We start from the raw sequence: 23,960 nt of genomic DNA on the forward strand, positions 1-23,960 counted from the left end.
GTCACCCCATCGGCCTACGCCGGACGCTTGAGCACCGTCAGGCTGCGCCCTACCAGCGTCACCCGCTCACCCGCCGACACCTTCGGCCCCGCGCCGGGCGGTACCCCGTCCGGGATCGCCGTGTCCACGACGACCTGCCACTGCTTGCCGTGGTTCATCGGGACGGCGAATTCCAGGGACTCCGCGCCCGCGTTGAACATGAGCAGGAAGGAGTCGTCGGCGATCCGCTCACCGCGCGGGCCCGGTTCGGAGATCGCGTGGCCGTTCAGGAAGACCGTCATGGCCTTGGCGTGGGCGGCCTGCCAGTCCCGCTGGGTCATCTCCTCGCCCCGGGGGGTGAACCACGCGATGTCGGACAGCTCGTCGTGCGTGCCCTCCACCGGGCGGCCGTGGAAGAAGCGCCGGCGCCGGAAGACCGGGTGGTCGCGGCGGAGCCAGACCATCGACCGGGTGAACTCCAGCAGGCTCGTGTCCGTGCCGCCCCCGTCCTCCTCGCCGTCCTCGGTGCGGGCGGCGGCCGGATCGGGCCAGTGGACCCAGGAGAGCTCGTTGTCCTGGCAGTAGCCGTTGTTGTTGCCCCGCTGGGTACGGGCGAACTCGTCGCCGTGGCTCAGCATGGGCACGCCCTGGGAGAGCATCAGCGTGGCGATGAAGTTGCGCATCTGACGGCTGCGCAGCTCCAGGATCTCCTTGTCCTCGGTCTCCCCCTCGGCCCCGCAGTTCCACGAGCGGTTGTGGCTCTCGCCGTCCCGGTTGCCCTCGCCGTTGGCGTCGTTGCGCTTGTCGTTGTACGAGACCAGGTCGTGCAGCGTGAAACCGTCGTGGCAGGTGGTGAAGTTGATCGAGGCGAGCGGGCGCCGGCCGTCGTCCTGGTAGAGGTCCGAGGAGCCCGTGAGGCGCCCGGCGAACTCCGCCAGGGTGCGGGGCTCACCCCGCCACAGGTCCCGCACCGTGTCCCGGTACTTGCCGTTCCACTCGGTCCACAGCGGGGGGAAGTTCCCCACCTGGTAGCCGCCCTCGCCCACGTCCCACGGTTCGGCGATCAGCTTCACCTGGCTGACCACAGGGTCCTGCTGCACCAGGTCGAAGAAGGAGGACAGCCGGTCGACCTCGTGGAACTGGCGGGCCAGCGTCGCCGCCAGGTCGAAGCGGAATCCGTCCACGTGCATCTCGGTCACCCAGTACCGCAGCGAGTCCATGATCAGCTGCAGGACGTGCGGGGACCGCATCAGCAGCGAGTTCCCCGTGCCCGTCGTGTCCATGTAGTACTTCTGGTCGTCGGCCAGGCGGTAGTACGAGGCGTTGTCGAGGCCCCGGAAGGAGAGCGTCGGGCCGAGGTGGTTGCCCTCCGCCGTGTGGTTGTAGACCACGTCGAGGATCACCTCGATGCCCGCCTGGTGCAGCGCCTTCACCGCCTGCTTGAACTCCAGCACCTGCTCGCCGCGGTCGCCCCAGGAGGCGTAGGCGTTGTGCGGGGCGAAGAAGCCGATGGTGTTGTAACCCCAGTAGTTGGCCAGACCGGCGTCCGCGAGACGGTGGTCCTGGACGAACTGATGCACCGGCATGAGCTCGATGGCGGTGACGCCCAGCTCCGTCAGATGGGCGATGATCTCGGGATGCGCGAGCCCCGCGTAGGTGCCGCGCAGTTCCTCGGGCAGGCCCGGGTGAAGCATCGTCAGGCCCTTCACGTGGGCCTCGTAGATCACGGTGCGGTGGTAGTCGGTCCGCGGGCGGCGGTCGTCACCCCAGTCGAAGTACGGGTTGACCACGACCGAGCTCATGGTGTGCGGGGCCGAGTCGAGGTCGTTGCGCTCGTCCGGCTTGCCGAACGGGTAGCCGTACACCGCCTCGCCCCACTGGATCCGCCCGGAGATCGCACGTGCGTACGGGTCGAGGAGCAGTTTCGCCGAATTGCAGCGCTGTCCGTGCTGCGGCTCGTAGGGCCCGTGCACCCGGAAGCCGTACCTCTGACCCGGCATCACCCCGGGCAGATAGGCATGACGGACGAAGGCGTCGGTCTCGCGGAGTTCCACCGCCGTTTCTGAACCGTCGTCGTGCAGCAGGCACAACTCGATTCGGTCGGCGGCCTCCGAGAAGACCGCGAAGTTGGTTCCGGCGCCGTCGTAGGTGGCGCCGAGCGGATACGCGTGTCCCGGCCAGACCTGCATAGATAGGACTCTTCCACTTCTGATCCGGGTGCTGGGTGTTTTCGACCCGATACTCCCCGAAAGACGGTCCCGTACCTAGTACGTCGGCCGGTGCGGCCGGGTCCCGTCGCCCCGGTCCCGTCGGGCCGGTCAACCTGGGACACCTCGGTGTCGCCCGGACAGGTGTCACGGGCCTCCCGACAGCTCCTCCGTCCGGTATGCGGCGTGCGAGGGGGTGCGCAATCGCTATGAACCATCTCACTCCACCCGATCTCCCCGCAAGGAACGGGCCTGCGAGATAGGGGAGTTGAGTAAGGAGCCTGTGCATCCGGCTGCACCGGCTCCCGCTGCCGGAGTACCCTTCCTTGATCGTTGGTGGGGGAGTGGAAGGCGGTACACGGGTGAGCTCGGGAGGATTCGAGCTGCCCCCAGGTGACGCAGGTCACGAGGGGGAATCGACAGATGCCCCGCCAGGTGCTGTCTCCCTCGCCCAGCCCATGGAGATCGGTGCTGAGCTGGACTGGGGAGCGGACGCCTGGAACGAGGTGCGCACACGGGCCCAGCGGGCGGGGCGTGCGTACATCTGGCTGAATCTCGTGGAACAACGGCTGCGCGCCGTGGTCTCCGCCGTGATCCGGCCGATCTACGAGCCGGTGCACGGCGAGGACTGGGTCGTGGCCGCCGCGGGGCCCGCCGGCCAGGAGTGGGTGCAGCGCGCCGTCGCGGTCCGGGAGGTCTCGCGCCGCAAGGGCTACCTGCTCGACCCGGCCGACGACAACGTCCTGAGCTTCCTGACGCTGCCGCAACTGCGTGAGCTGATGGTCCAGCACTGGCCCTGCTTCGAGCCGTACTTCGACGACCGCCGCGAGGTGGAGCTCGCGCTGGACGAGCTGGAGGTGGCGCGCAACGTCGTCTCCCGCAACCGCGCGCTCAACGAGGCGGTCCTGGCGCAGGCCGAGCGGGCCTCCGCCCGCCTGCTGGAGATCCTCGGCAGCGGTGCGGCGGTCCCGTCCGCCGACCGGCTGCCCGTGGACGCGGTGGAGGAGCTGGTCGGCGACCGCTACGCCGACGTCGTCTCCGTCCACCCGGACCGGGTGCGGCTGCAGCGCCAGCTGCCCGCCGAGGACCTGTTCGGCGGCGCGCGCCGGCTGGACGCGATCGGCATAGGGCTCAACCTCCTGACGCAGAACTTCTCGGGGCGCCGTCTGGTCCGCCTCGCCGAGTCGGGGTGCCGGGTTCGGCTGCTGTTCATCAACCCCGCGAGCAGCGCGGTGAAGCGCCGCGAGCGTGAACTGGGCCTCAAGAAGGGCGAACTGAGCCGCTCGGTGGAGATGAACATCCTCCACATGCGCCGGGTCCGCTCCAAGCTCCGCGACCCGGGCGCCTTCCAGATCCACGTCTTCGACGAGACGCCGCGCTTCACGGCCTACCTGGTGGACGGTGACGGGCCCGACGCGGTCGGGGTCGTCCAGCCGTATCTGCGGCGCGCACGCGGCATGGAGGCGCCCGTGCTGGTGCTGCGCGGCGGGGGGCGTGCGGTGGTCAGGGCGGGGCAGGACAGTGAGCACGGCCTCTTCGAGACGTACCGCGAGGAGTTCGAGTCGGTCTGGACGGACTCCAGGCCCGTCTCCTGAGGCCTCCCCCCGCGTTGTCAGTGGTGCGTGCGAAGGTGGTCGTCACGTGGGGAAAAGCACCACAGGAGGAGGTACGGGATGAGTTGGATGAGCGGGCCGCTGCTGGCGTTCGACCTGGAGACCACGGGGACGGACGTCGAGACCGACCGGATCGTCACGGCGGCGGTCGTCCGGCTGGAGGCGGACGGATCCGTCTCGGAGGAGCGGACCTGGCTGCTGGATCCCGGCGTGGCCATACCCGAGCAGGCTTCGGCGATCCACGGCATCTCGACGGAACGCGCCCGCGAGCACGGCCGGCCGGCCGCCGCCGCGATCGGGGAGATCGCCCGGGCCGTCGCCGACGGGCTCCGCTCGGGAACGCCCCTGGTGGTCATGAACGCGCGCTACGACCTGTCGCTGCTCGACCGTGAATGCGGGCGCCACGGGGTCGAGTCGGTCAGCGAGAGGCTGGGGGACGCGCCCTCGCCCGTCATCGACCCGCTCGTGATCGACAAGCACGTCGACAAGTACCGGAAGGGGAAGCGGGCCCTCCACGCGCTCTGCACCCACTACGGGGTGTCGCTCGAGGACGCGCACGACGCGAGAGCCGACGCCCTGGCGGCCGCGCGCGTGGTGCGGCGTATGGGGGAGAGGCACCAGCCGGTCGGTGTGATGCCGCTGGAGGACCTGCACGGCCTTCAGGTGCACGCGGCCGCCGAGCAGTCGCTCTCGCTGCAGGCCTATCTGCGGCGCACCGCGGATCCGGCGGCCGTCGTCGAGCCTGCCTGGCCGCTCATCCCCCGGAGGCGGGAGCCCGTCGGCGGAAGAGGCTGATCCGGCCGTCGGGACGTCAGTTGGGGGCGGGTGACGCCGTCTCGTCGGCCTTGATGTCGAAGTTGATCTGCTCTCCTTCGACCGAGGTGACAGTGACCGTCACGCCGAGCGTGCTGCCGTCGCTCGCCGTGAGCTCGCACCGGGTCGTGGTGCCGACCTTCCCGGCGAGATCCTCGGGGCAGCTGATGTCCGGCTTCGGCCGGCCCGTCGTCCGGGCGAGCTTCTCGGAGACCGTGGTGGCCAGCTTCTCCGCCGACAGCTTCGGGTCGGTCCTTCCGACGTCGAGCGACGCCGAGCAGCCGACGAGCAGCACGCCCGCGGCCACGGCCGGAACGCTCCACTTCGCTGCGGTCGAGCGGGGTATGGCCATAGGGGCTCCATTCTGGATGATCAAGCCTGACGCCGGTAGCTCACGTGCCGGCCTGCGCCGGGGATCACGCCGGAGGGCGCCCCGGCCGACTCACGGCGACGAGTGCGGGACACACCGGGAAGATCCGTGTCCGGACGGACATGTCCGGAAAGTGGTGGGGGATGTCGCGGGCCGACCCGTCGAGTCGGGCCCCGCCGACGATCAGAGCTTACCGAAGACCACTCCGCGCCAGGCCCAGCCCGACTCCAGGGCGGCGTTCCTCAGGGGTTCGGTGAGCTGTGCGCTGTCGAAGCTGAACGTCTCCGTCGCCTCGATGCGTCCGCTCTCCCCGCGCTTGAGCGTGTAGCGGCGGGAGACGGTCCTGCCCGCGCCGCGCGAGTACTCCGCCGACGTCCGGAAACGCGGGGGGTTCCCGACCCGGGTGACCTCCCACTGCTCCTCCACGGCGCGCACCTCATGGCCTTCCCCGGCCAGGCGCATGCGGATCCGGACGGCGTGCGTCAGCTGGGAGGAGATGAAGAAGTTCTGCCACGCGGGTTCGGCGATCCGCCACTCCGCCACGAGGTCGGCGTCGTACTCCGCGCCGTCGTGGACGACGTACGGGACATCCGGGCTGTTGAGGCCGAGCAGGGCGGTCCGCACGTCCTCGGCCGGCCGCGGCACCACGCCGTCCTCCGGGCGCCTTGTTCCGGTCAGCATGTCGAAGAGTCCCATGAGGTCAACCTATGAGGGGCCGGATCGCCGGTGCAAGGCCGGCCGTCCCCGCGCGACCCGTCGCGGGGACGCGCCGGTGTCCGGGCGGACGGTGCGCGCGAAGCCGACGCCCGGAACTGCCAAGCGCATGGTACGGACGATCGATCCGAGGTGTTCAGGTGCGGTTCCGGCGGCCGGCGCACGGTGTGTGCGTGCGGGGGGCGTTCGGTGGAGAGTCGCGGCTGGACGGGCGCCCGCGGCCCGGAGCCGTGCGAAGATCCCTCCTCCCGCTCCTCTTTGATTCCGTTCGTGGAGAGGGAGTTCAGAAGGGGTACCAGCGCACCTCGGGGTCGTCCTCGCGCAGTGAGGCGACCCTGCGCTCGAACTCCGCCCGCGCCTTCGGGTTCCCCGGCGCGTGCTGGGAGACCCAGGCGCAGCTCGCGGTCTCGCGTGCGCCGCGCAGGACCGCGCACCCTTCCCAGGTGCGCACGTCCCATCCGTACGCCTCGGTGAACGCGTCGTAGGCGGGGGCGGGCAGGCCGTACCGGTCCCGGGAGAGGGCGAGGACCACCAGGTCGTGTTCGCGCAGATCCGAGGAGAAGGTCTCCAGGTCGACCAGCACCGGCCCGTCCGGTCCGACGTGGACGTTGCGGGGCAGGGCGTCGCCGTGGACGGGGCCCGGCGGAAGGTGCGGGGCGAGCGCCGCCGCGGCCTTCGCGAACCCGTCGCGCCGGCCGCGCAGATAGTCGGCGTCCGCGGGATCGATCGCGTCGCCCGCGAGCCGCAGCCACCGCTCGACACCGCCGAGCAGCTCACGGCGGGGCAGCGTGAAGTCCTCGGGGGCGGACAGCGCGTGCACCTGGGTGAGCAGTGGGGCCAGATCGCGCGGTTCGGACGGCCGCACCGCCGGGGGCAGCCGGTGCCACAGGGTCACCGGATGTCCTTCCGCGAGGCGGGCCAGGGGTTCGGCGGCCCGCACGGCGGGTACGCCCGCGGCTGCGAGCCACCGTGCCACGGCCACCTCGCGCACGGCCCGCTCCCGCAGCTCCGGGTGGTGGGTGGCGTCCCGCCCGACCTTGGCCACCAGGTCGCCGACGCCGAACACCGCGTTCTCGCCCAGCGCGAGGAGCTCCGCGCCGCCGGGCAGTCCGGCTGCGGTCAGTACCTCACGCGCGCGCATCTCGTCCATGGCTCGATTTTCTCATCCCCGCAGGCCACCTTGACGAACGGGCGGCCCGTCAGCACGATGACGGGGGCCGCCCGGGCGGCCATACGGGGATGAACCGATCCGAAGAGACAAAGGGGTCGAATTCATGACATTGACGAGCGCGGTGGCGCGGTCCGGGCGCAAGGCCCCCCGGGGCGGCCGAAAGGACGGCCGCCCACGGGACGAGGGCCGCCGACGGGACGGCGCCACCTGGTTCCTGGTACTGCCCGCACTGATCCCCATCCTGATCCTGAGCGTCGGCCCTCTTCTCTACGGCATCGCGCTGGCCTTCACCGACGCACAGTCGGGCCGCACCCGCTCCACCCAGTGGATCGGTGTCCTCAACTTCCAGGACCTCCTGCACGACACCCTCTTCTGGGACTCCTTCCGGATCGGCCTGCTGTGGGCGGTCGGGGTCACCGTGCCCCAGTTCGTGCTCGCCCTCGGCCTCGCCCTGCTGCTCGACGCGAACCTGCGGATGCGCTGGCTCGCCAGGGCGCTGGCGATCATCCCCTGGGCCATGCCCGAGGTCGTCGTCGGCATCATGTGGCGCCTGGTCTACAACCCCGACGCCGGCATCCTCAACGAGACCATCCGCGACCTCGGGCTCGGCGACGGCAGGGACTGGCTGACCGGACTCGCGACCGCACTGCCCGCCGTGATCGTCGTCGGCGTCTGGGCCGGTATGCCGCAGACCGCCGTGGCGCTCCTGGCGGGCCTGCAGAACACCCCGCACGAACTCCACGAGGCGGCCGCCCTCGACGGCGCGGGGGCCTGGCGCCGCTTCCGTACGGTCACCTGGCCCGCCATCAGACCCGTGGCCCTCGCCATCAGCGCCCTCAACTTCATCTGGAACTTCAACTCCTTCGCCCTGGTCTACGTCCTGACCAGCGGCGGACCGGGCGGCCGCACCCGGCTGCCCATGCTCTTCGCCTACGAAGAGGCCTTCCGCTACGGACAGTTCGGATACGCCGCCGCGATGGGCTGCGTGATGGTCGCCGTCATCTCGGTGCTCCTCGCCCTCTACCTCGTCGGCCGGCTCAGGGGAGGCGAGGACGCATGAGCCTCCGTACGGGCAGAACCGCGCGCGCCGGGCAGTACGCCGCCCTCCTCGGCTATCTCGTCTTCCTGGCGTTCCCCTTCCTCTGGCTGATCTCCACCGCCTTCAAGCCGGCCCGGGAGCTGGGCTCGCTGCATCCCACGTGGATCCCCGAGGACCCGACGCTGGACAACTTCCGGCAGGCCTTCGACGAGCAGCCGCTGCTCCGGGCCGCCGCCAACTCGCTCACCGCCGCGGTCTGCGCCGCCCTGATCGCGGTCGTCATCGCCACACCCATGGCCTATGTGATGGCGCGTCACCGGGGCAGGCTGTCCACGGCCGCCACCGGATGGGTCGTGGTCAGCCAGGCGTTCCCCTTCGTCCTGGTGATCATTCCGCTGTTCCTGGTCCTCAAGCACCTGCACCTGATCAACTCGCTGTGGGGTCTGATCCTGGTGTACGTCGTCTGGTCGCTGCCCTTCGCGCTCTGGATGCTCGCCGGGTACGTACGGGCCGTCCCGCCCGAACTGGAGGAAGCCGCCGCGGTCGACGGCGCCGGGAAGGCGCGCATCCTCGTGTCGGTCACCGCGCCGCTGCTGGCCCCCGGGATCGTCGCCACCGCGCTCTTCGCTTTCATCACCGCATGGAACGAGTTCTTCTTCGCACTCGTCCTGCTCAAGACACCGGAGAAGCAGACCTTGCCGGTCGTACTCACCCACTTCCTCGGCGCGGAGGGAGTGGCCGACCTCGGGCCGCTCGCCGCCGCCGCCTTCCTCGCCACCCTTCCCTCGCTCGTGCTCTTCGCGGTCATCCAGAAGCGCATCACGGGCGGTCTGACGGCCGGGGCGGTGAAGCACTGATGCGCCGCCGCCTCCCCGCGACGGCCGCCGCGCTGACCGCACTCGCCCTCCTGCTGTCCGGATGCTCCGGAGGGGGCGACCGCGACGGGGACGCGGACGGCACGATCCGGCTCAGCTTCCAGTCACTGGCCTGGCAGAAGGAGTCCGTCGACGCCAACAAGCAGCTCGTGCGCGAGTGGAACGCCGCCCACCCGGACATCCAGGTCGACTACGTCCAGGGCAGCTGGGACAACGTGCACGACCAGCTGCTCACCTCCTTCGAGGGCGGCGAGGCGCCCGACATCATCCACGACGCCTCCGACGACCTCGCGGACTTCGCCTACGGGGGATACCTCGCCGACCTGCGGCCCCTGCTGCCCGGCCGGCTGACCGAGGACATCCCGCGGCGGTCCTGGGAGGCCACCACCTTCGGCGACGGCGTCTACGGCGTCCCGTTCCTCCAGGAACCCAAGGTCCTGATCGCCAACACGAAGATCCTCGAGTCCTCGGGCGTGCGGATCCCGACCCCGGAGAAGCCCTGGAGCTGGCCCGAGTTCCGCGAGGTCACCGCGGAGCTGACGGAGAAGGGGACGTACGGGGTGGCCTGGCCCCTCAAGGAGCCGGTCTCCGTCACGCTCAACCTCGGCCTCTCCGCCGGCGGGCAGCTCTTCCACCGCGGTGCGGACGGCAGGGTGACCATCCGCTTCGGCGAGGGCGACGGGGTCGTGCCCGGCACGGTCCGGGACCAGGTCGGCTCCGACGGCAGCGCGGCGCGCTCCGCGCTCGGCATGGGGGGCTCGGACACCCTCCCCGGCTTCTTCGGGGGCAAGTACGCCATGGTCCCGCTGGGCTTCTCCTACCGCCAGCAGGTCGTGGAGCAGGCACCCGAGGGCTTCGAGTGGACGGTGCTGCCCGCCCCGGCCGGCAGCGGCGGACTCGCCCAGGGCGTCAGCCCGCAGACCCTCTCGGTCGCCGAGGACAGCCCGCACAAGGAGGAGGCGGTGCGGTTCATCGACTTCCTGCTGCGCCCCGCGAACGTGGTGCGGCTGGCCAGGGGTGACTGGATGCTGCCGACCGGCACCGAGGCGCTGGCCGACCCCGCGCTGCACACCGAGGAGAACGGCTGGGCGGCGGGCACCGCCCTCGCCCGGGCACTGCGCCCCGCCCCCGCGCAGTCGGTGCGCGGTTATCCCGAGTGGAAGGACAAGGTCGCCACACCCGCCCTCCAGGAGTACTACAGCGGGGCCATCGGCGCCGGGGAGCTGAGGAAACGCCTGGTCGACGACGGGAACCGGGTGCTGGCCCGCTACCAGCGCTGATCCGGACGCGGAGAGGGCCGAAAACAACTGGACGAGACGTATCGTCTCGCTTACGGTGGTGGCATGACAGCGACCCCGCGTGCCCACATCGCCATGTTCTCCATCGCCGCCCACGGGCACGTGAACCCGAGCCTCGACGTGATCCGGGAGCTCGTCGCCCGTGGGCACCGCGTCAGCTACGCCATCCCGGCCTCGTTCGCCGGGACGGTCGCCGCCACCGGCGCCGAGCCGGTGATCTACACCTCGGTGCTGCCCACCGCCGACAACCCGGAGGACTGGGGAACCGAACTCATCGACAACATCGAGCCGTTCCTGGAGGACGCCGTCCAGGCCCTCCCGCAGCTCGCCGGCGCCTTCGAGGGGGACGAGCCGGACCTCGTCCTGCACGACATCACCTCCTACCCTGCCCGCGTCCTCGCCCACCGCTGGGGCGTGCGGGCCGTCCAGCTCTGGCCCAACCTGGTCCCCTGGGAGGGGTATGCGGAGGAGGTCGGGGACCCCGCGACCGCAGGACTGAAGCAGACCGGACGGGGCCGGGCGTACTACGCGCGCTTCGCGGCCTGGCTGGCCGAGAACGGCCTGGGTGACCTCTCCTCGGACGACTTCGTGGCCCGGCCGCGCCGGGGCCTGGTGCTGATCCCCGAGGCCCTCCAGCCGAACGCCGACCGGGTGGACCACGCCAGGTTCACCTTCGTCGGCGCCTGTCAGGGCGAGCGGTCCGACCAGGGGGAGTGGAAGCGGCCGGCCGACGCGGAGAAGGTCCTGCTGGTCTCCCTCGGCTCGTCGTACACCGACGAGCCCGCCTTCTACCGCGCGTGCGTCGAGGCGTTCGGCGGCCTCCCGGGCTGGCACGTGGTGCTGCAGATCGGCACGCACGTCGACCCCCGCGCACTCGGGGACGTGCCGGACAACGTCGAGGTGCACCCCTGGGTCCCGCAGCTGTCCGTGCTGAAGCAGGCGGACGCCTTCATCACGCATGCGGGCGCGGGCGGCAGCCAGGAAGGGCTCGCCACCGGCACACCGATGGTCGCCGTCCCGCAGGCCGTCGACCAGTTCGGCAACGCCGACATGCTCCAGTCGCTCGGTGTGGCCCGGCACCTGCCGAAGGAGGAGGCCGACGCCGCGTCCCTGCGCGCCGCCGTCCTCGCCCTGGTGGACGACCCGGAGGTCGCCGCGCGGCTGGCGCGGATCCGGGAGCGCATGGCGGGCGAGGGCGGCACGCGGCGGGCGGCCGACCTCATCGAGGCCGAACTGCCAGGGAGGTGAAGCGCGGCCAGGCGCCGGCGGGGCCGCCGTTGCGCACGCTGAGGGCGATGCCGCCGGTCGCGTCACCGCCGCTCGCGCGCACGGCCCGCTCGATCCGCGTCCCGCCGTCCACGACGACCACGGTCCGGCCGTCCTCCACGGTGATCCTGACCCGGTGCCCGGCGGAGTCCGTCAGCCTGCGGCGCGCGGCCTCGTGCCAGCGGCCGCCCCGGAGCTCCAGCAGACGCACGTAGCTGTAGCTGAGCCCGACCGCGACGGGGTCGAGACCGCCGTCGCGCACGATCAGACGCACGTTGTTGGTGGCGTCACGCAGACCGCCCACCCGGGCGTCGACGGTGTAGCCGGTCCAGTCGGCGGAGCTCTCCGGCCGGTACGCGGCCGCGGCGTACCCCGTGGAGCGGGGGTACGGCCCCGCGCCCGTGAGGACCCCCACCCCGGTGGCGCCGGCACGGTCCCCGTGCTGCCAGAGCTCCGGCTGCGTCAGAGGGGCCGGGCACGCCGCCGGCGGGACCGCCGTCCAGCGTTCGACGTCCGCCATGAGGTCCTCGACGCCGGTGCCGGCGGTGACCTCCACCCGGCGCACCTCACGGGCCGCCGCCGCCCGGCGACCGGCGGGGAGCGGCCGGACGGAGCTGTTGGTCAGGGCGGCGGCGAACCGGGAGGCGAGCGCCGCGCGCAGGATGCGGTTGGTCGGGCCCACCGAGGTGTGCCCGTCCGCCTCGGAGAAGGGGTAGGCGAAGAGCCGGGGTACGGGCAGGCCGTGGCCGGTGATGTCGTCGTTCGACCGGTCGAGGTCCTCCTCGACCCGCCGCCGGTACTCCCGCTCCGTCTCCCGCCGCTTCTCGCCGGGCAGCCACAGCCGGGCGGCGAGGGCGGAGGACAGGCGGCCGGACGCGTCCACGGCCGCCCGCCTGTGCAGGTCCCGGGTGTGGTTCTGGAAGTCCCAGCGACCCGAATCGTGCATCCGCCCGATCTCGTCCCAGGAGAGGTAGTACGGGCGGTGGCTCCCGACCGAGCGGGTGATGAGGAAGGCGGCCGCCTTCATGCGGTGCTCGGCCAGGATGCGGTCGGCGTGCACCCACAGCCCGCGCGTACCGTCGTCGAAGGTCAGGAACACCGTGGGCCGGGCGGGCGCCGGGCCTCCGCGGAGGTACGCGACGAACTCCTCGGTGTCCAGGGTCCGGTAGCCGGCCGCCGAGAGGGCAGCGAGCTGCGCGTCGAACGCCTCGGGGGTCACCGTGTAGCGGCTGCGGCTGCGACGGTCCCGGGAGATGTCGTGGTACGCCAGCACGACGGGGGCGGTGCCTCGTGCACGCCGCCCCGCGGGGGTGCCGCCCGCGGCCGGGGCGGCACCGGGCCGCGCCCCGGGCGGCGGTTCCTGTACGGTCACCGCCCTGTGGAACTCCTCGTAACGCCAGGCGCCGTAGAAGGGGACGCAGACCATCGTCAGGGCCAGCAGCCCGAGGAGCGCCCGCTTGGGCGCGGAGCGGGTCACGGAAGAGTCCCCCGGGAGAGCACGAGAAGGTACACGGCGATGACGGCGGCCGCGCTGAGCAGCGCGGCCAGCACCCTGGACGCCCGACGGGCCAGATCCCTCATGACGCCCCCCTGGACCACACGCCGCGGCGGACGGTGAGCAGGGAGTACGGCAGCAGCCAGGCGAGCAGCACCGAGGAGAACAGGCTCATGAGCGGCCGGTAGCGCCAGCGCGTGTCCCCGGGGTGGTCGATCCTGTACGCGAGCCCCCAGACGCAGCCCTTGAGGACCACGCCGCAGAAGTAGAGCAGGGTCAGGAAGAGGGCACCGTGCAGCGGCGCCCAGACCAGATGCAGGAACGCCATCACCGGTGCGGCCAGGACCCACAGCGCGTGTCCGTAGTAGAGGGCGGCGGGCCCGGGGCCGCGACGCCACATGAAGGAGCCGGTGAAGAACAGGTTGCGGATGAAGCTCTTCTTCCAGCGGATCTGCTGGCGGAGCAGCGGCCCGAACCGGGCGGGCACATCGGTCCACACCTTCGCGGAGCGTACGTACCCGACGCGCCAGCGGCGTTCGGCGAAGTCCTCCTCGACGAAGGGCGATCCGGCGTGGCGGCGCTTGAGCGCCCTGCCCGTCCAGGCCTGACCGAGGACGTATCCCGTCAGCTGACGGTCCGTCGCGAAGCGGAACGGGGCACCCATGAAGCGGTCGTCGGCCCAGGCGGGGAGGTAGTTGTAGACGGCGTCCCGGCGGAAGACGGCCAGCGGGCCCGAGACGCAGGAGACCGAGCCGAAGGACGCCTCGGCGGCCTTGGCCACCCTGAACTGGCCCTCGTACCAGACGTCCTGGACCCGCGCCAGCAGACCGGAGTCCGTGTTGAGCGCACGGCAGTGACCGCTGACGGCGCCCAGCTCGGGATGGGTGACCAGTGCGCGCACGCAGCGGCGCAGCGCGTCGGGGGCGAGCACGCAGTCGGAGTCGGTGAAGGCGATGATCTCGGTGTCGGCGAGCTCGCAGGCACGGACCAGCGCGTTCTTCTTGCCGACGTTGGCGGCCAGGTGGATGACCGTGATCCCGAGCTCGTCCCGGAGCCGGTCCAGGACCGCGCCGGTGCCGTCCTGGGAGTGGTCGTCGACCACGATGATCCGCACCCCGGGGCAGTCGGACGCGGCCATGGAGCGTACGCACGCCTCGATGCCGTCCACCTCGTCCTTGACGGCGAGCAGGAAGGAGACGCGGGGGTCCGCCGTCAGAGGTGGGAAGGACTCCTCGGGGCCGGGCCGCACCCGCAGTTCGCCCTCGGCGGGGTCCTCGTACCGGCTGTAGGCGACGTAGAGCATGGCGATCGTGCCGGCCAGCACGACGAGTCCGTAGCAGACCGGCAGGTTCAGGCGCGGCAGCCGGGCGGCCTGATGGGCCAGGACGATCAGCAGGGGCATCAGGCAGAGGAGGACGAGCAGCCGGCGCATCCCGTGCCGGAGCGCGGGATCGGTGGGTGCCGCACGGTGCGTGAGCCCACGGAGGCGGCCGGGCGGGCCGTCGCCGTGGGCGGTGTCCGGCGGACGGGGGAGGGGGCCGGCGGGCGGCCTGTGGAGGGTGGTCACGGGCGGTCGCCCCCGTCCCAGGACTCCGTGCACTGCCGTCGACCGGGACCGCCCCTGGCCGTGAAGCCGAAGAAGGCCATCTCGGTGTTGTCCCCGCGCAGTCCGATCCCGCCGGGCGTGGCCAGCCTGCCCGGTGTCCTGTCCTGTGCGTCCAGCACCGTCCGCCCGTTCAGCGCGAGCGTGATCCGGACGCGGTCGGCGTCGCAGCCGCGCACGGTGGCCGAGACCTGGTGCCACCGGCCGTACGCGACGGCGTGCTCACCGGCGGCGAGGGCGGTGTAGACGCCCTCCTCGCCCTCGGGGCGGCCGGGCGCCGGGTATTTGCGCTTGAGAACGACCGCCCCGTCGCGGCGGCGGAAGCTGAGGGCGTACAGCTCCTGCGGGCTCCGGTAGCGGAGCCAGAGGTGCCCGCCGTCCCAGGCCTGTGCGGGGGTGCGTCCGGTGGTGCCCGGCGGCTTCAGGAACACCCAGCACCGCACGGTCGTGTCACCGAAGTCCCGGCGGCGGGTGACGAGCCGGAAGACCGAGGACCCGGTGTGCGGAGCCGATCCGGGGCCGGGGGAGCCGCCGTCGGGCACCCCGGTCCACCCGAACGCCCAGTGTGCGAAGAGGGATCCGCTGGTGACGGCCCAGTCGTCCGAGAGGCGGGCGTCGCCGGAGTCCGGGTGGCTGTGGGCGTACTCGTTGGTGACCAGCCCCTCCACGGGGAAGACCGGGCGGAAGACCTCCCCCGGGCCGTCGTCGCGCTCCGGCGGCCACGGTGTCCCGCCCGCGGCGGCCGGGCCGCCCGTGCCCTTCCCGTCGGCGGGCCGTCCCGCCGGCCCCGTGTCAGGGGCGTCCGCGGTGAGTGCGGCGGCGAACCCGGCGGCCGGAGTGGCGACCGCCGCGGCGAGCAGGGCCCGCCGGCTCGGCGAGCGGCCACCCTCCGGGGCGGGGTCCCTCCTCATACGGCGGCACCGGTGACGGCCCTGGGCAGGCGGTGGGTGACGTCCAGGACGGAGGGGCCGGTGTCCAGCCAGTCCAGATCGGTTCCCGGGTGCACGGTGTGCACGACGACGAGGTCCCACTCCAGCGCGCCGGGGACGCCGACGCTGTGGCGCACGACGCCGTGCCGGTCCAGGCGCGGCACCAGGGCGTCGGTGTACTCGACGGCGGCGCCCCAGGCGGTGAGCAGGTCCATGATCTCCAGTGCCGGACTCTCACGGAGATCGGCCACACCGGGCTTGTAGGCGACGCCCAGGATCAGCACGCGGGCACCGGCGGTCGCCAGCCCTCGTGCCGCCAGGGCCTCCCGGGCCTTCCCGGCCACCCGGGCAGGACGCTCGGCGATGGCCGTCATGGCCGCGTCCACCAGGGGGGACGCCACCTTCCTCGCCCGCAGCTGCCACAGCAGGTAGTGCGGGTCGCAGGGGATGCAGTGCCCTCCGACGCCCGCGCCCGGGTAGAAGGGCATGAAGCCGTACGGCTTGGTGGCCGCGGCGTCGATGACCTGGCGGGGTTCGAGGGAGAACTCCAGGCAGCTCTCGGCCAGTTCGTTTGCCAACGCGATGTTGACGGCCCGGAACGTGTTCTCCCAGAGCTTGCTCATCTCGGCGGCCTCGGGGCTGTCGACCCGGTGGACGGAGGGTGCGGTGCCGGCCAGCAGCGAGGCGGCGAGCTCGGTGCTGCGCGGGGTGAGGCCGCCGATGACGCGCGGGGTCCGCTCGGGGGAGTGGGAGGGGTTCCCGGGGTCGATCCGTTCGGGGGCGAACGCCACGAAGACGTCCTCGCCCGGACGCAGCCCCCGTGCCTTGAGCGGCTCGACGAGCAGGTCGCGCGTGGTGCCGACGTAGCTGGTCGAGGTGAGGACCAGGAGCTGCCCGGGGTGCGCGTGACCCACCACCGACGCGCACGCGGCGGTGAGCGCGCGCAGGTCCGGCCGGAGCTGTCCGTCGACCGGGGTCGGCACGCAGATGATCACCGCGTCCGCGTCCATGACCGCCGACGGGTCGGCCGTCAGCCGGAAGGCCGGGTCGAGGAGCGCCGCCGTCAGCCGGCTGTGCTGGGAGGGCAACAGGTCGACCCGGCCGGACCGGACGTCGCCCAGCCGGGCTTCGCTGGTGTCCACACCGATGACGGTGTGACCTGCCGCGTGCAGGGAGAGGGCGGTGGGAAGCCCTACGTACCCCAGGCCGATGACGGCGACGTCGGCACGTCGCTCGTGCTGGCTCTGCGCCGGCAGGGTCGCGGTGGCCGTCGGCTCGGTGGACGGGCCGGCCACGCGGGTGTCGGCGCCGCCCGGCGCATCGTCGTTCCGGTCCGTCGTACGAGCGTTCCGCCACGTGTCCTGGTGAGAGGCATGGGGTGTATTGCTGGCGATGTGCACGAACGAAACATGCCATTCCGTTTTGCTGTTCCGTCGTAAGGGACGGAGTCACCCCCGCCCGGTCGGTTCGAGTTCACCCGTCCGGAACTCCTGTTCGTCCTAATGCGCGGAAGGGCTCGGGCGGCATGCCCGCGCATGGGCGGAATGTGACGGTCCGCTGTGACGAAAGTTTGCCGAGTGGGTGACGGCTACATGAAGGTCTTGATCTGGGCGCGTCAATCGAGCAGGGTTTCGAGGCAACCCCCGGAGATCTTCCGGCCGAGGGTCAATCCCCCCACAAAGAATGACGAGGAGACCCCCTCTTCATGGCAATTCACAAGCGCGTCCGTTCGGTCAAGCTCACCGCCGCGATAACCGCGGTGGCGGCCGCCGCAGGAGTCACCCTGCTCACCACCCCCTTCGCGGGAGCCGCCCCGGCGCCCGCCATGGGCACCGTCTACGGAGCGGACGCGGCAACGGCCGTCTCCGGCAGCTACATCGTCATGCTCGACGGGAAGGCCGACAAGGCCGATCTGGCCGAGGAGTACGGCGGCACGCTCCGGCGGAACTACAGCTCGGCCGTCAACGGCTTCTCGGCCGGCGGCCTTTCGGAGACCGAGGCCAAGCGGCTCGCGGCCGACCCGGCCGTCTCGAAGGTCGTCCAGAACAAGAAGTTCCACATCGACGCCACCCAGGACGATCCGCCGTCCTGGGGGCTGGACCGGATCGACCAGGCCGGGACCGCCGGTGACGGCGCGTACACCTATCCGGACGCCGCCGGCGGGGACGTCACGGCGTACGTCGTCGACACCGGTGTGCGCGTCACCCACAAGGACTTCGAGGGCCGCGCCACCTCGGGCTTCGACGCCGTGGACAACGACGACGACGCCGACGACGGCAACGGCCACGGCACGCATGTGGCCGGCACCATCGCGGGCGCGTCCCACGGTGTGGCCAAGAAGGCGAAGATCGTGGCCGTCCGTGTCCTGGACGACGCGGGCTCGGGCACCACCGAGCAGGTCGTCGCGGGGATCGACTGGGTCACCGCGAACCACAAGGGTCCGTCCGTCGCGAACATGAGCCTCGGCGGGTCCGCGGACCCGGCTCTCGACGCCGCCGTCCAGAAGGCCATCGCCTCGGGCGTCACCTTCGCGGTCGCCGCGGGCAACGAGTCGAGCGACGCCGGCGAGGGCTCCCCCTCCCGCGTCCCCGAGGCCATCACCGTCGCCTCGTCCACGAAGGACGACGAGCAGTCGTCGTTCTCCAACTTCGGTTCCGTCGTGGACATCTACGCCCCCGGTTCGGACATCACCTCCGCCTGGAACGACAGCGACGACGCCACGAACACCATCTCCGGCACCTCCATGGCGACCCCCCACGTCGTCGGCGCCGCGGCCGTCTACCTCGGCGGGCACCCGGACGCCACCCCGGAGGAGGTCGCCGCGGCGCTCACCGGCGGTGCCACCCCGGACGCCATCTCCAACGCGACCGAGGGCACCTCGAACAAGCTGCTGAAGATCGTCGAGTAGGACCGGCACGACCCGCACGAAGGCCGCCGCGCCCTCCCCCACGGGGCGCGGCGGCCGCCGCGCCGGAGGATCTAGGGTGGGGGCATGAGCACGATGTACGCGGCGCTGCTGCGCGGGATCAACGTCAGTGGCCACCGGCGGGTCCCCATGGCGGACCTCCGCACGCTGCTCGGTGAACTCGGACACGAGGACGTAGCCACCCACCTGCAGAGCGGGAACGCGGTCTTCCGCAGCGCGTCGGGCGACGAGAGTGCCCTGAGGGCCGAGCTCGAGCAGGCGATCGAGGCCCACTTCGGCTTTTCCGTCGACTGCCTCGTCCGCTCGGGCGCCTACCTCGCCGGAGTGGCCGAGGCCTGCCCCTTCCCGGCCGCCGAGCTGGAGGGCAAGCAGCTGCACGTGACCTACTTCGACGAGGCCGTCGACGCCGCACGCTTCGCCCCGATCGACGCCGACGCCTTCCGCCCCGAGGAGTTCCGGCTCGGTGACAGGGCCCTGTACCTGTACGCGCCCGACGGGCTCGGCCGCTCCAAGCTCGCCGTCGCGCTCGGGCGGCCCGCCGTCACCCGTGGTCTCGTCGCCACCAGCCGCAACTGGAACACCGTGGCCGCACTCGTGGAGATGACACGTGACTGAGCCCTCGCCCGCCGTGGCCGCAGCCGTCGAGGGCGAGCTCCGCCTCCTCGATCCCGTGGTGCGGGCCTCCCCCGAGGTCCTGGCCACCCTCCTGCACCCCGAGTTCAGGGAGATCGGCACCAGCGGCCGGCTCTGGGAGCGGGACACCATCATCGCCATGCTCACCGACCCGGGAGCCCCGCAGCCCGGACCGCTCACCGCGTCACGGATGCGGGGCGACCAGCTCGCGGCGGATCTGGTGCATCTCACCTTCGACACCGAGTCCAAAGGGCTCCGGTCCCACCGCAGTTCGCTGTGGCGGCTGACCGAGGGCCGTTGGCTGCTCTACTTCCACCAGGCCACGCCCTTCATCGACGACCCGTTCGCCGAGATCTGAGCACCGGTCGCGCGAGGACCCCGCAGCACACACCGGAGCGGCGCCGCAAGAGTGCCGCCCCGGTCCGATCCACGCCCGGAGCCCGGCCGGTTCTCGCCGGAAGGGCTGATTCCGGCCATGCGGGGCGCCCGGGCAAACCATCGGTAAGCCGTCCGAACGGGCCAGGCCCCTCAGGGCCCGCTCCGGGCCGTGGGTGCCCGGCCGCACGGGACTCCCGGGCTGGCGGAGGCGTGTGTGAACGCGATGCGCGTAGACAGCGGCCGAAGTCCGCCCCCGGTACCGGGGTTTGCAGCAATTCGCTGCTCTTCTCCGTTCGGTGAGCGGACGCCGGCGTTCGGAGGTCACCCGTACGCCTGCCGGAGTTCACGGTCCGCTCCTCCTTCGTGGTCCGGAAGGCGACCTTGCCACCCGGTCAAGCGGAGTCAAGGATTCGAGGCGTGCGGTTGGCAGGTCCACGACGAGATAACCCACTGGTCGTGGACAGCCGCACACCTCGGACCGCCCACCCAGCGGACCGGACACCCCCCAACGACGGAGGATCCTGTGACCTTCAAGCGCTTCGCTCCCCTCGGCTCGCTCTCCAGACGCGCTCGCCTCATCGCGGCGACCTCGGGTCTGGTCACCGCCGTCGCGCTTGCGGCCCCCACCGCGGTCGCCCAGGCCGCACCCGACACCACGGTGACGAAGGCGGAACTGGCGGGCGCCAGTTCGGCCGTCCGCGGCGCCGACATCGCCGGCACCGCGTGGTACACCGAGGCGAGCACCGGCAAGGTCGTCGTGACCGTCGACAGCACGGTCAGCGCCGCCGAGATCGCCACCATCAAGAAGTCGGTCACCGACTCGGGCGCCAAGGCCGACATCAACCGCACCGAGGGCACCTTCAACAAGCTCATCGCGGGCGGCCAGGCCATCTACGCCGGCGGCGGACGCTGCTCCCTCGGCTTCAACGTCCGCAGCGGGAGCACGTACTACGCGCTGACCGCCGGGCACTGCACCGCGATAGGCAGCACCTGGTACACCAACTCCGGCCAGACCACCTTGCTCGGCACGAGGACCGGCTCCAGCTTCCCGAGCAACGACTACGGGATCATCCGGCACAGCAACGCCGCGGCCGCCGACGGCCGGGTCTACCTGTACAACGGCAGCTACCAGGACATCACCTCCGCCGCCAACCCGAGCGTCGGTCAGTCCGTCAAGCGCAGCGGCTCGACCACCGGCGTCCACAGCGGCACCGTCACCGGTCTGAACGCGACGGTGAACTACGGCGGCGGCGACATCGTCTACGGCCTGATCCAGACCAACGTCTGCGCCGAGCCCGGCGACAGCGGTGGCTCCCTCTTCTCCGGCTCGACGGCCCTCGGCCTCACCTCGGGCGGCAGCGGCAACTGCTCCTCGGGCGGCACCACCTTCTTCCAGCCCGTCGTCGAGGCCCTCAACGCCTACGGCGTCAGCGTCTTCTAGTACACGCGGGTACCACCGACGGGCCGCGCTCCCCGAGCGCGGCCCGTCGCCGTATCCGCTTCCGGTCGCGGCGGCGCCGTGCCAGGCTCGCGGGCATGCGCTACATCATCGTGGGGACCGGCGCCGTGGGCGGCGCCCTCGGCGGACGGCTCGCGGAAGCGGGCCACGAGGTCGTGCTCGTCGCACGAGGGGCACAGTACGAAGCCCTGTGCGCCGGCGGGCTGCGCCTCACCACCCCCGAGGGCACGAGAACCCACCGCCTCCCCGTCGCCGACGGGCCGGAGGGGGTGGACCTCACCCCTGACGACGTCCTCGTCCTCGCCGTCAAGACGCAGGACAGCACCACCGCGCTCGACGCCTGGAGCCCGCGGCCCGTACGGGGAGGCGGAACGGCGGGGGAGAGGCTCCCCCTGATCTGCGCGCAGAACGGCGTCGAGAGCGAACGCCTGGCGCTGCGCCGCTTCCGCCGGGTCCACGGCTGCTGCGTCTACCTCCCGGCGACCTTCGTGGAGCCGGGCAGGGTCTCCGCGCCCTGCGCCCCGCTCACCGGCATCCTGCACCTCGGCCGCTACCCGTCGGGCGCCGACGACACGGCGCACGCCGTCGCGGCCGACTGGGAGAGGGCGAGGTTCGCGGCGCCCGTCGTGCCCGACGTGATGCGCTGGAAGTACGCCAAGCTGCTCTCCAACCTCGCCAACGCGATCGAGGCCGTGACCGGCGTCCTGACCGGACCGGACGCGTTCGCCCTGTTCGACCGGGCCCGCGAGGAGGGGGAGGCCGTCCTCGCGGCGGCCGGGATCGAGGTCACCGGGAAGGCGGAGCAGCAGGCGGTCCGAGGCGACCGGATGCGCTTCCACCCGCTGGACGGCACCGGGCGTGGCGGCGGATCTTCCTGGCAGAGTCTCAGCCGGGGCACGGGCACCATCGAGGCCGACCACCTCAACGGCGAGATCGTCCTGCTCGGCCGGATCCACGGCATCCCGACACCCGTGAACGACGTGCTGCGGCGCACCGCCAACTCCTTCGCCCGGGAACGGCGCGCCGCCGGGTCGATGACGGTGGCCGAGCTCACGGCGCTGGTGGACGCGGGGGCCTGACCGGTTGTCGTGTTTCTTCAAGACCGGGCCGCCGGGCGGAACCCAGGATGGGGCGCATGAAGAACGCGTACGCGCACATGACCGAATGCGCCACCGAGGCCGCCCGGATCGCCCGGGGCGTGGACGCCGCGCTGCCGGCGTCCACCCCGACGTCCTGCCACGGCTGGGACCTGCGGGAACTGATCAACCACTGGGTGCTCCACACCTCCCACGGCCTGGAGTGCCGGGCGCTGCGCACCCCCATCCCCGACGAGCTGACCGCCCGTGACTTCACGGCCGACGCCGACTGGCCCGCGCAGTACGCCGCTCAGCTCGACAAGGCCCTCGCCGCCTGGTCGGATCCGGCGGTCTGGGAGGGCGGCATCGACACCGGCCACGGCTCCACCCCGGCCCCGGACATCGCGGGGATGCTCATCATGGAGACGGTGCTGCACGGCTGGGACGTGGCCCGCGCCACCGGACAGGAGTTCCGGGTCTCGGGTCCCGCGGCGCGCTACGTCCTGGAGACCGTGGAGGGCACGGCCGCCCTCTACCGGCAGTACGAGGGCTTCGCCGGTGAAGTCGCCCTGTCAGCAGGGGAGTCCGAGCTCATGCGTGCACTGGCCCTCAGCGGCCGCGACCCGCGCGGGGCCGCGGCGGCCTGACGTCCATGGGCACCGGTGGCCCACCGTCATGGGTGCTGAATGGCCCAGATCCGCGGGCCACCGGCTCCCTAGGCTTCACACATGAGCACGCACGTGAACACGACACCGGGCGGCGCGGCCGTCGACTTCTACTTCGACCCCGCCTGCCCGTTCGCCTGGATCGCCTCCCGCTGGATGCTGGAGGTGGAACGGCAGCGGGACATCGAGCTCCGCTTCCACCTCATGAGCCTCCACCTGCACAACACCGGCAACGAACTCCCCGGCTGGTACCGCGATCTGGTCGACAGATCGATCGGCCCGGTCCGGGTCGCCGCCGCCGCGGCGACGGACCACGGGCCAGGCGTGCTGCGGGACCTCTACACCGCCCTGGGCACCCGCATCCACCGGGAGAAGAACGAGGACTTCGACGCCGTCGTCGCCGAGTCCCTCGCCGAACTGGGCCTGCCCGCCACCCTCGCGGACGCCGCGCACACGGACACGTACGACGAGGCCGTGCGCCGCAGCCACGACCGGGGGAAGGACCCCGCCGCCGGTTCCTACGTGGGAACGCCCACGATCCACGTCGACGGCACCGTCTGGTTCGGTCCGGTGCTCAACTCCGTCCCACGCGGTGAGGAGGCGGGGCGGATCTTCGACAGCTTCCGGGTCCTGGCGGCCCACCCGGACTTCTTCGAGATGAAGCGCGAGCGCACCGGCAGCCTGGACCTCGGCTAGGCGCTCATGGTCCCGGGCACCGGGACGCGCGCTTCGTCGTAACGGGTCAGAAGCAGCCGGGCCAGTGTGGGGGACGGGCCGAGTACGCCGGAGAGCACGTCGGCCCCGGCCTCCTCGGCGCCCGCCGCGATGCGGTCGGGGAGACGGCCCGGCGCGATGACGTACGGCGCGACCGCGACCCGCCCTACGCCGTCGGCCCGAAGGGCCCGCACCACGTCCGCGGTGCGGGGAAGAGATGCGGAGGCGAACGCAGGCCGCACGGCGCACCAACCGGTGTGCCGCAGCTCCCGCGCGATTTCAGCGATCACTGCGATCGCCTCCGGGTCCGTGGAGCCCGCCGAGGCCAGAACCAGCCCGGTCGAGCTCTTGTCGCCGGGGGTGACCCCGGCCTCGTGCAGCCGTTGCTCCAGCGCTGCGTTGAGCAGCGGGGACGGCCCGAGTACGTCGGCCTGGCCGATCCGCAGCCGAGGGAGCCGGGTGCGGGCCTCGTGCAGCACCGACGGGATGTCCGACTTGGCGTGGAAGGCGCGGGTCAGCAGCAGCGGAAGCGCCACGACCTCCTCCGCGCCCTCGGCGGCCAGCCGCTCCAGCACCCGGGGCACCGACGGGGCGTTGAACTCCAGGAAACCCGTCTCCACGCGCAGGCCGGGCCGCAGCGACCGCACCCGCGCGGTGAGCGCGTGGACGGTCGCCGCGTGCCGCGGATCGCGGCTGCCGTGGGCGATGACGAGGAGGACAGGGGCAGGCATGGAGAC

22 protein-coding genes are annotated in these 23,960 nt (G+C 72.0%); 13 read left to right on the plus strand and 9 right to left on the minus strand.

The genetic code is table 11. From position 1 onward, the window contains the following. Positions 1 to 14 precede the first annotated feature (14 nt). On the minus strand, positions 15 to 2,168 hold the full coding sequence (glgX, locus tag OG488_RS30145; RefSeq protein WP_329234397.1) for a glycogen debranching protein GlgX: 2,154 nt from the start codon (positions 2,166 to 2,168) through the stop codon (positions 15 to 17). Between the two features lie 380 nt (positions 2,169 to 2,548). Between glgX and OG488_RS30150 the strand changes: the two genes are divergently transcribed. Both OG488_RS30150 and OG488_RS30155 read left to right on the plus strand, forming a co-directional pair. After that, positions 2,549 to 3,781 carry an SAV2148 family HEPN domain-containing protein gene (locus OG488_RS30150; protein WP_145811960.1) on the plus strand — a complete coding sequence of 411 codons (1,233 nt, stop codon included), beginning with the start codon at positions 2,549 to 2,551 and terminating at the stop codon, positions 3,779 to 3,781. A 78-nt stretch (positions 3,782 to 3,859) separates the two neighbouring features. Then, positions 3,860 to 4,594, plus strand: a complete 735-nt coding sequence (locus OG488_RS30155; RefSeq protein ID WP_329234404.1) for a 3'-5' exonuclease — start codon at positions 3,860 to 3,862, stop codon at positions 4,592 to 4,594. A gap of 16 nt (positions 4,595 to 4,610) precedes the next feature. Here OG488_RS30155 and OG488_RS30160 read toward each other — a convergent pair whose 3' ends face one another. From OG488_RS30160 to OG488_RS30170, 3 genes are all read right to left on the minus strand, one after another. Continuing rightward, complete coding sequence (locus OG488_RS30160; RefSeq protein WP_329234407.1) at positions 4,611 to 4,964, minus strand: DUF4333 domain-containing protein; 354 nt, start codon at positions 4,962 to 4,964, stop codon at positions 4,611 to 4,613. Between the two features lie 201 nt (positions 4,965 to 5,165). Then, positions 5,166 to 5,678 (minus strand): hypothetical protein, encoded by a 513-nt coding sequence (locus OG488_RS30165; RefSeq protein WP_329234410.1) that lies wholly within the window; start codon positions 5,676 to 5,678, stop codon positions 5,166 to 5,168. Positions 5,679 to 5,979: 301 nt separating this feature from the next. Further along, entirely contained in the window at positions 5,980 to 6,846 is an 867-nt protein-coding gene (locus tag OG488_RS30170) for a phosphotransferase enzyme family protein (protein ID WP_329234413.1), read from the minus strand. A 124-nt stretch (positions 6,847 to 6,970) separates the two neighbouring features. Here OG488_RS30170 and OG488_RS30175 point away from each other — a divergent pair, with 124 nt between their 5' ends. The 4 genes from OG488_RS30175 (at position 6,971) to mgt (ending at position 11,327) form a co-directional block, all read left to right on the plus strand. After that, positions 6,971 to 7,927: a carbohydrate ABC transporter permease gene (locus OG488_RS30175; protein ID WP_329234416.1), complete on the plus strand. Its 957-nt coding sequence runs from the start codon at positions 6,971 to 6,973 to the stop codon at positions 7,925 to 7,927. Further along, on the plus strand, positions 7,924 to 8,763 hold the full coding sequence (locus tag OG488_RS30180) for a carbohydrate ABC transporter permease (RefSeq protein ID WP_329234419.1): 840 nt from the start codon (positions 7,924 to 7,926) through the stop codon (positions 8,761 to 8,763). Before OG488_RS30175 ends, OG488_RS30180 begins: the two co-directional genes overlap by 4 nt. Beyond that, complete coding sequence (locus OG488_RS30185) at positions 8,763 to 10,061, plus strand: ABC transporter substrate-binding protein (RefSeq protein WP_329234421.1); 1,299 nt, start codon at positions 8,763 to 8,765, stop codon at positions 10,059 to 10,061. Before OG488_RS30180 ends, OG488_RS30185 begins: the two co-directional genes overlap by 1 nt. Before the next feature lie 63 nt (positions 10,062 to 10,124). Beyond that, positions 10,125 to 11,327: a macrolide-inactivating glycosyltransferase gene (mgt, locus tag OG488_RS30190; RefSeq protein WP_329234424.1), complete on the plus strand. Its 1,203-nt coding sequence runs from the start codon at positions 10,125 to 10,127 to the stop codon at positions 11,325 to 11,327. Here the strand turns inward: mgt and OG488_RS30195 are convergent. The 4 genes from OG488_RS30195 to OG488_RS30210 all read right to left on the minus strand — a co-directional run bounded on the left by OG488_RS30195 (position 11,299) and on the right by OG488_RS30210 (position 16,772). After that, positions 11,299 to 12,822, minus strand: a complete 1,524-nt coding sequence (locus OG488_RS30195) for a polysaccharide deacetylase family protein (RefSeq protein ID WP_329234428.1) — start codon at positions 12,820 to 12,822, stop codon at positions 11,299 to 11,301. The genes mgt and OG488_RS30195 overlap by 29 nt on opposite strands. A gap of 100 nt (positions 12,823 to 12,922) precedes the next feature. Then, a complete protein-coding gene (locus OG488_RS30200) occupies positions 12,923 to 14,407 on the minus strand; it encodes a glycosyltransferase family 2 protein (RefSeq protein ID WP_329234431.1) in 1,485 nt (494 codons plus the stop codon). Continuing rightward, positions 14,404 to 15,354: a hypothetical protein gene (locus OG488_RS30205; protein ID WP_329234434.1), complete on the minus strand. Its 951-nt coding sequence runs from the start codon at positions 15,352 to 15,354 to the stop codon at positions 14,404 to 14,406. Before OG488_RS30205 ends, OG488_RS30200 begins: the two co-directional genes overlap by 4 nt. Continuing rightward, positions 15,351 to 16,772: a nucleotide sugar dehydrogenase gene (locus OG488_RS30210; protein ID WP_329234437.1), complete on the minus strand. Its 1,422-nt coding sequence runs from the start codon at positions 16,770 to 16,772 to the stop codon at positions 15,351 to 15,353. The genes OG488_RS30205 and OG488_RS30210 overlap by 4 nt, the downstream gene beginning before the upstream one ends. A gap of 305 nt (positions 16,773 to 17,077) precedes the next feature. Between OG488_RS30210 and OG488_RS30215 the strand changes: the two genes are divergently transcribed. The 7 genes from OG488_RS30215 to OG488_RS30245 all read left to right on the plus strand — a co-directional run bounded on the left by OG488_RS30215 (position 17,078) and on the right by OG488_RS30245 (position 23,205). After that, positions 17,078 to 18,280, plus strand: coding sequence for a S8 family peptidase (locus tag OG488_RS30215; RefSeq protein ID WP_329234440.1), 1,203 nt, complete (start codon positions 17,078 to 17,080; stop codon positions 18,278 to 18,280). An 84-nt stretch (positions 18,281 to 18,364) separates the two neighbouring features. Then, the gene (locus tag OG488_RS30220) at positions 18,365 to 18,913 is read left to right on the plus strand and encodes a DUF1697 domain-containing protein (RefSeq protein WP_329234443.1); all 549 of its coding nucleotides are present in this window, start codon (positions 18,365 to 18,367) and stop codon (positions 18,911 to 18,913) included. Then, positions 18,906 to 19,289, plus strand: coding sequence for a nuclear transport factor 2 family protein (locus OG488_RS30225; RefSeq protein WP_329234446.1), 384 nt, complete (start codon positions 18,906 to 18,908; stop codon positions 19,287 to 19,289). Before OG488_RS30220 ends, OG488_RS30225 begins: the two co-directional genes overlap by 8 nt. A gap of 543 nt (positions 19,290 to 19,832) precedes the next feature. Then, entirely contained in the window at positions 19,833 to 20,750 is a 918-nt protein-coding gene (locus OG488_RS30230; protein ID WP_329234447.1) for a S1 family peptidase, read from the plus strand. Positions 20,751 to 20,845: 95 nt separating this feature from the next. Beyond that, a complete protein-coding gene (locus OG488_RS30235) occupies positions 20,846 to 21,847 on the plus strand; it encodes a ketopantoate reductase family protein (RefSeq protein ID WP_329234450.1) in 1,002 nt (333 codons plus the stop codon). Between the two features lie 56 nt (positions 21,848 to 21,903). Then, positions 21,904 to 22,491 (plus strand): TIGR03086 family metal-binding protein, encoded by a 588-nt coding sequence (locus OG488_RS30240; protein ID WP_329234452.1) that lies wholly within the window; start codon positions 21,904 to 21,906, stop codon positions 22,489 to 22,491. Between the two features lie 81 nt (positions 22,492 to 22,572). Further along, a complete protein-coding gene (locus OG488_RS30245; RefSeq protein WP_329234455.1) occupies positions 22,573 to 23,205 on the plus strand; it encodes a mycothiol-dependent nitroreductase Rv2466c family protein in 633 nt (210 codons plus the stop codon). On the opposite strand, the gene OG488_RS30250 is transcribed toward OG488_RS30245, so the two are convergent. Then, the gene (locus OG488_RS30250; RefSeq protein ID WP_329234457.1) at positions 23,202 to 23,954 is read right to left on the minus strand and encodes a sirohydrochlorin chelatase; all 753 of its coding nucleotides are present in this window, start codon (positions 23,952 to 23,954) and stop codon (positions 23,202 to 23,204) included. The two genes, OG488_RS30245 and OG488_RS30250, sit on opposite strands and share 4 nt — an antisense overlap. Positions 23,955 to 23,960: the final 6 nt, after the last annotated feature.

It is taken from the genome of Streptomyces sp. NBC_01460, from assembly GCF_036227405.1.
GTDB lineage: Bacteria > Actinomycetota > Actinomycetes > Streptomycetales > Streptomycetaceae > Streptomyces.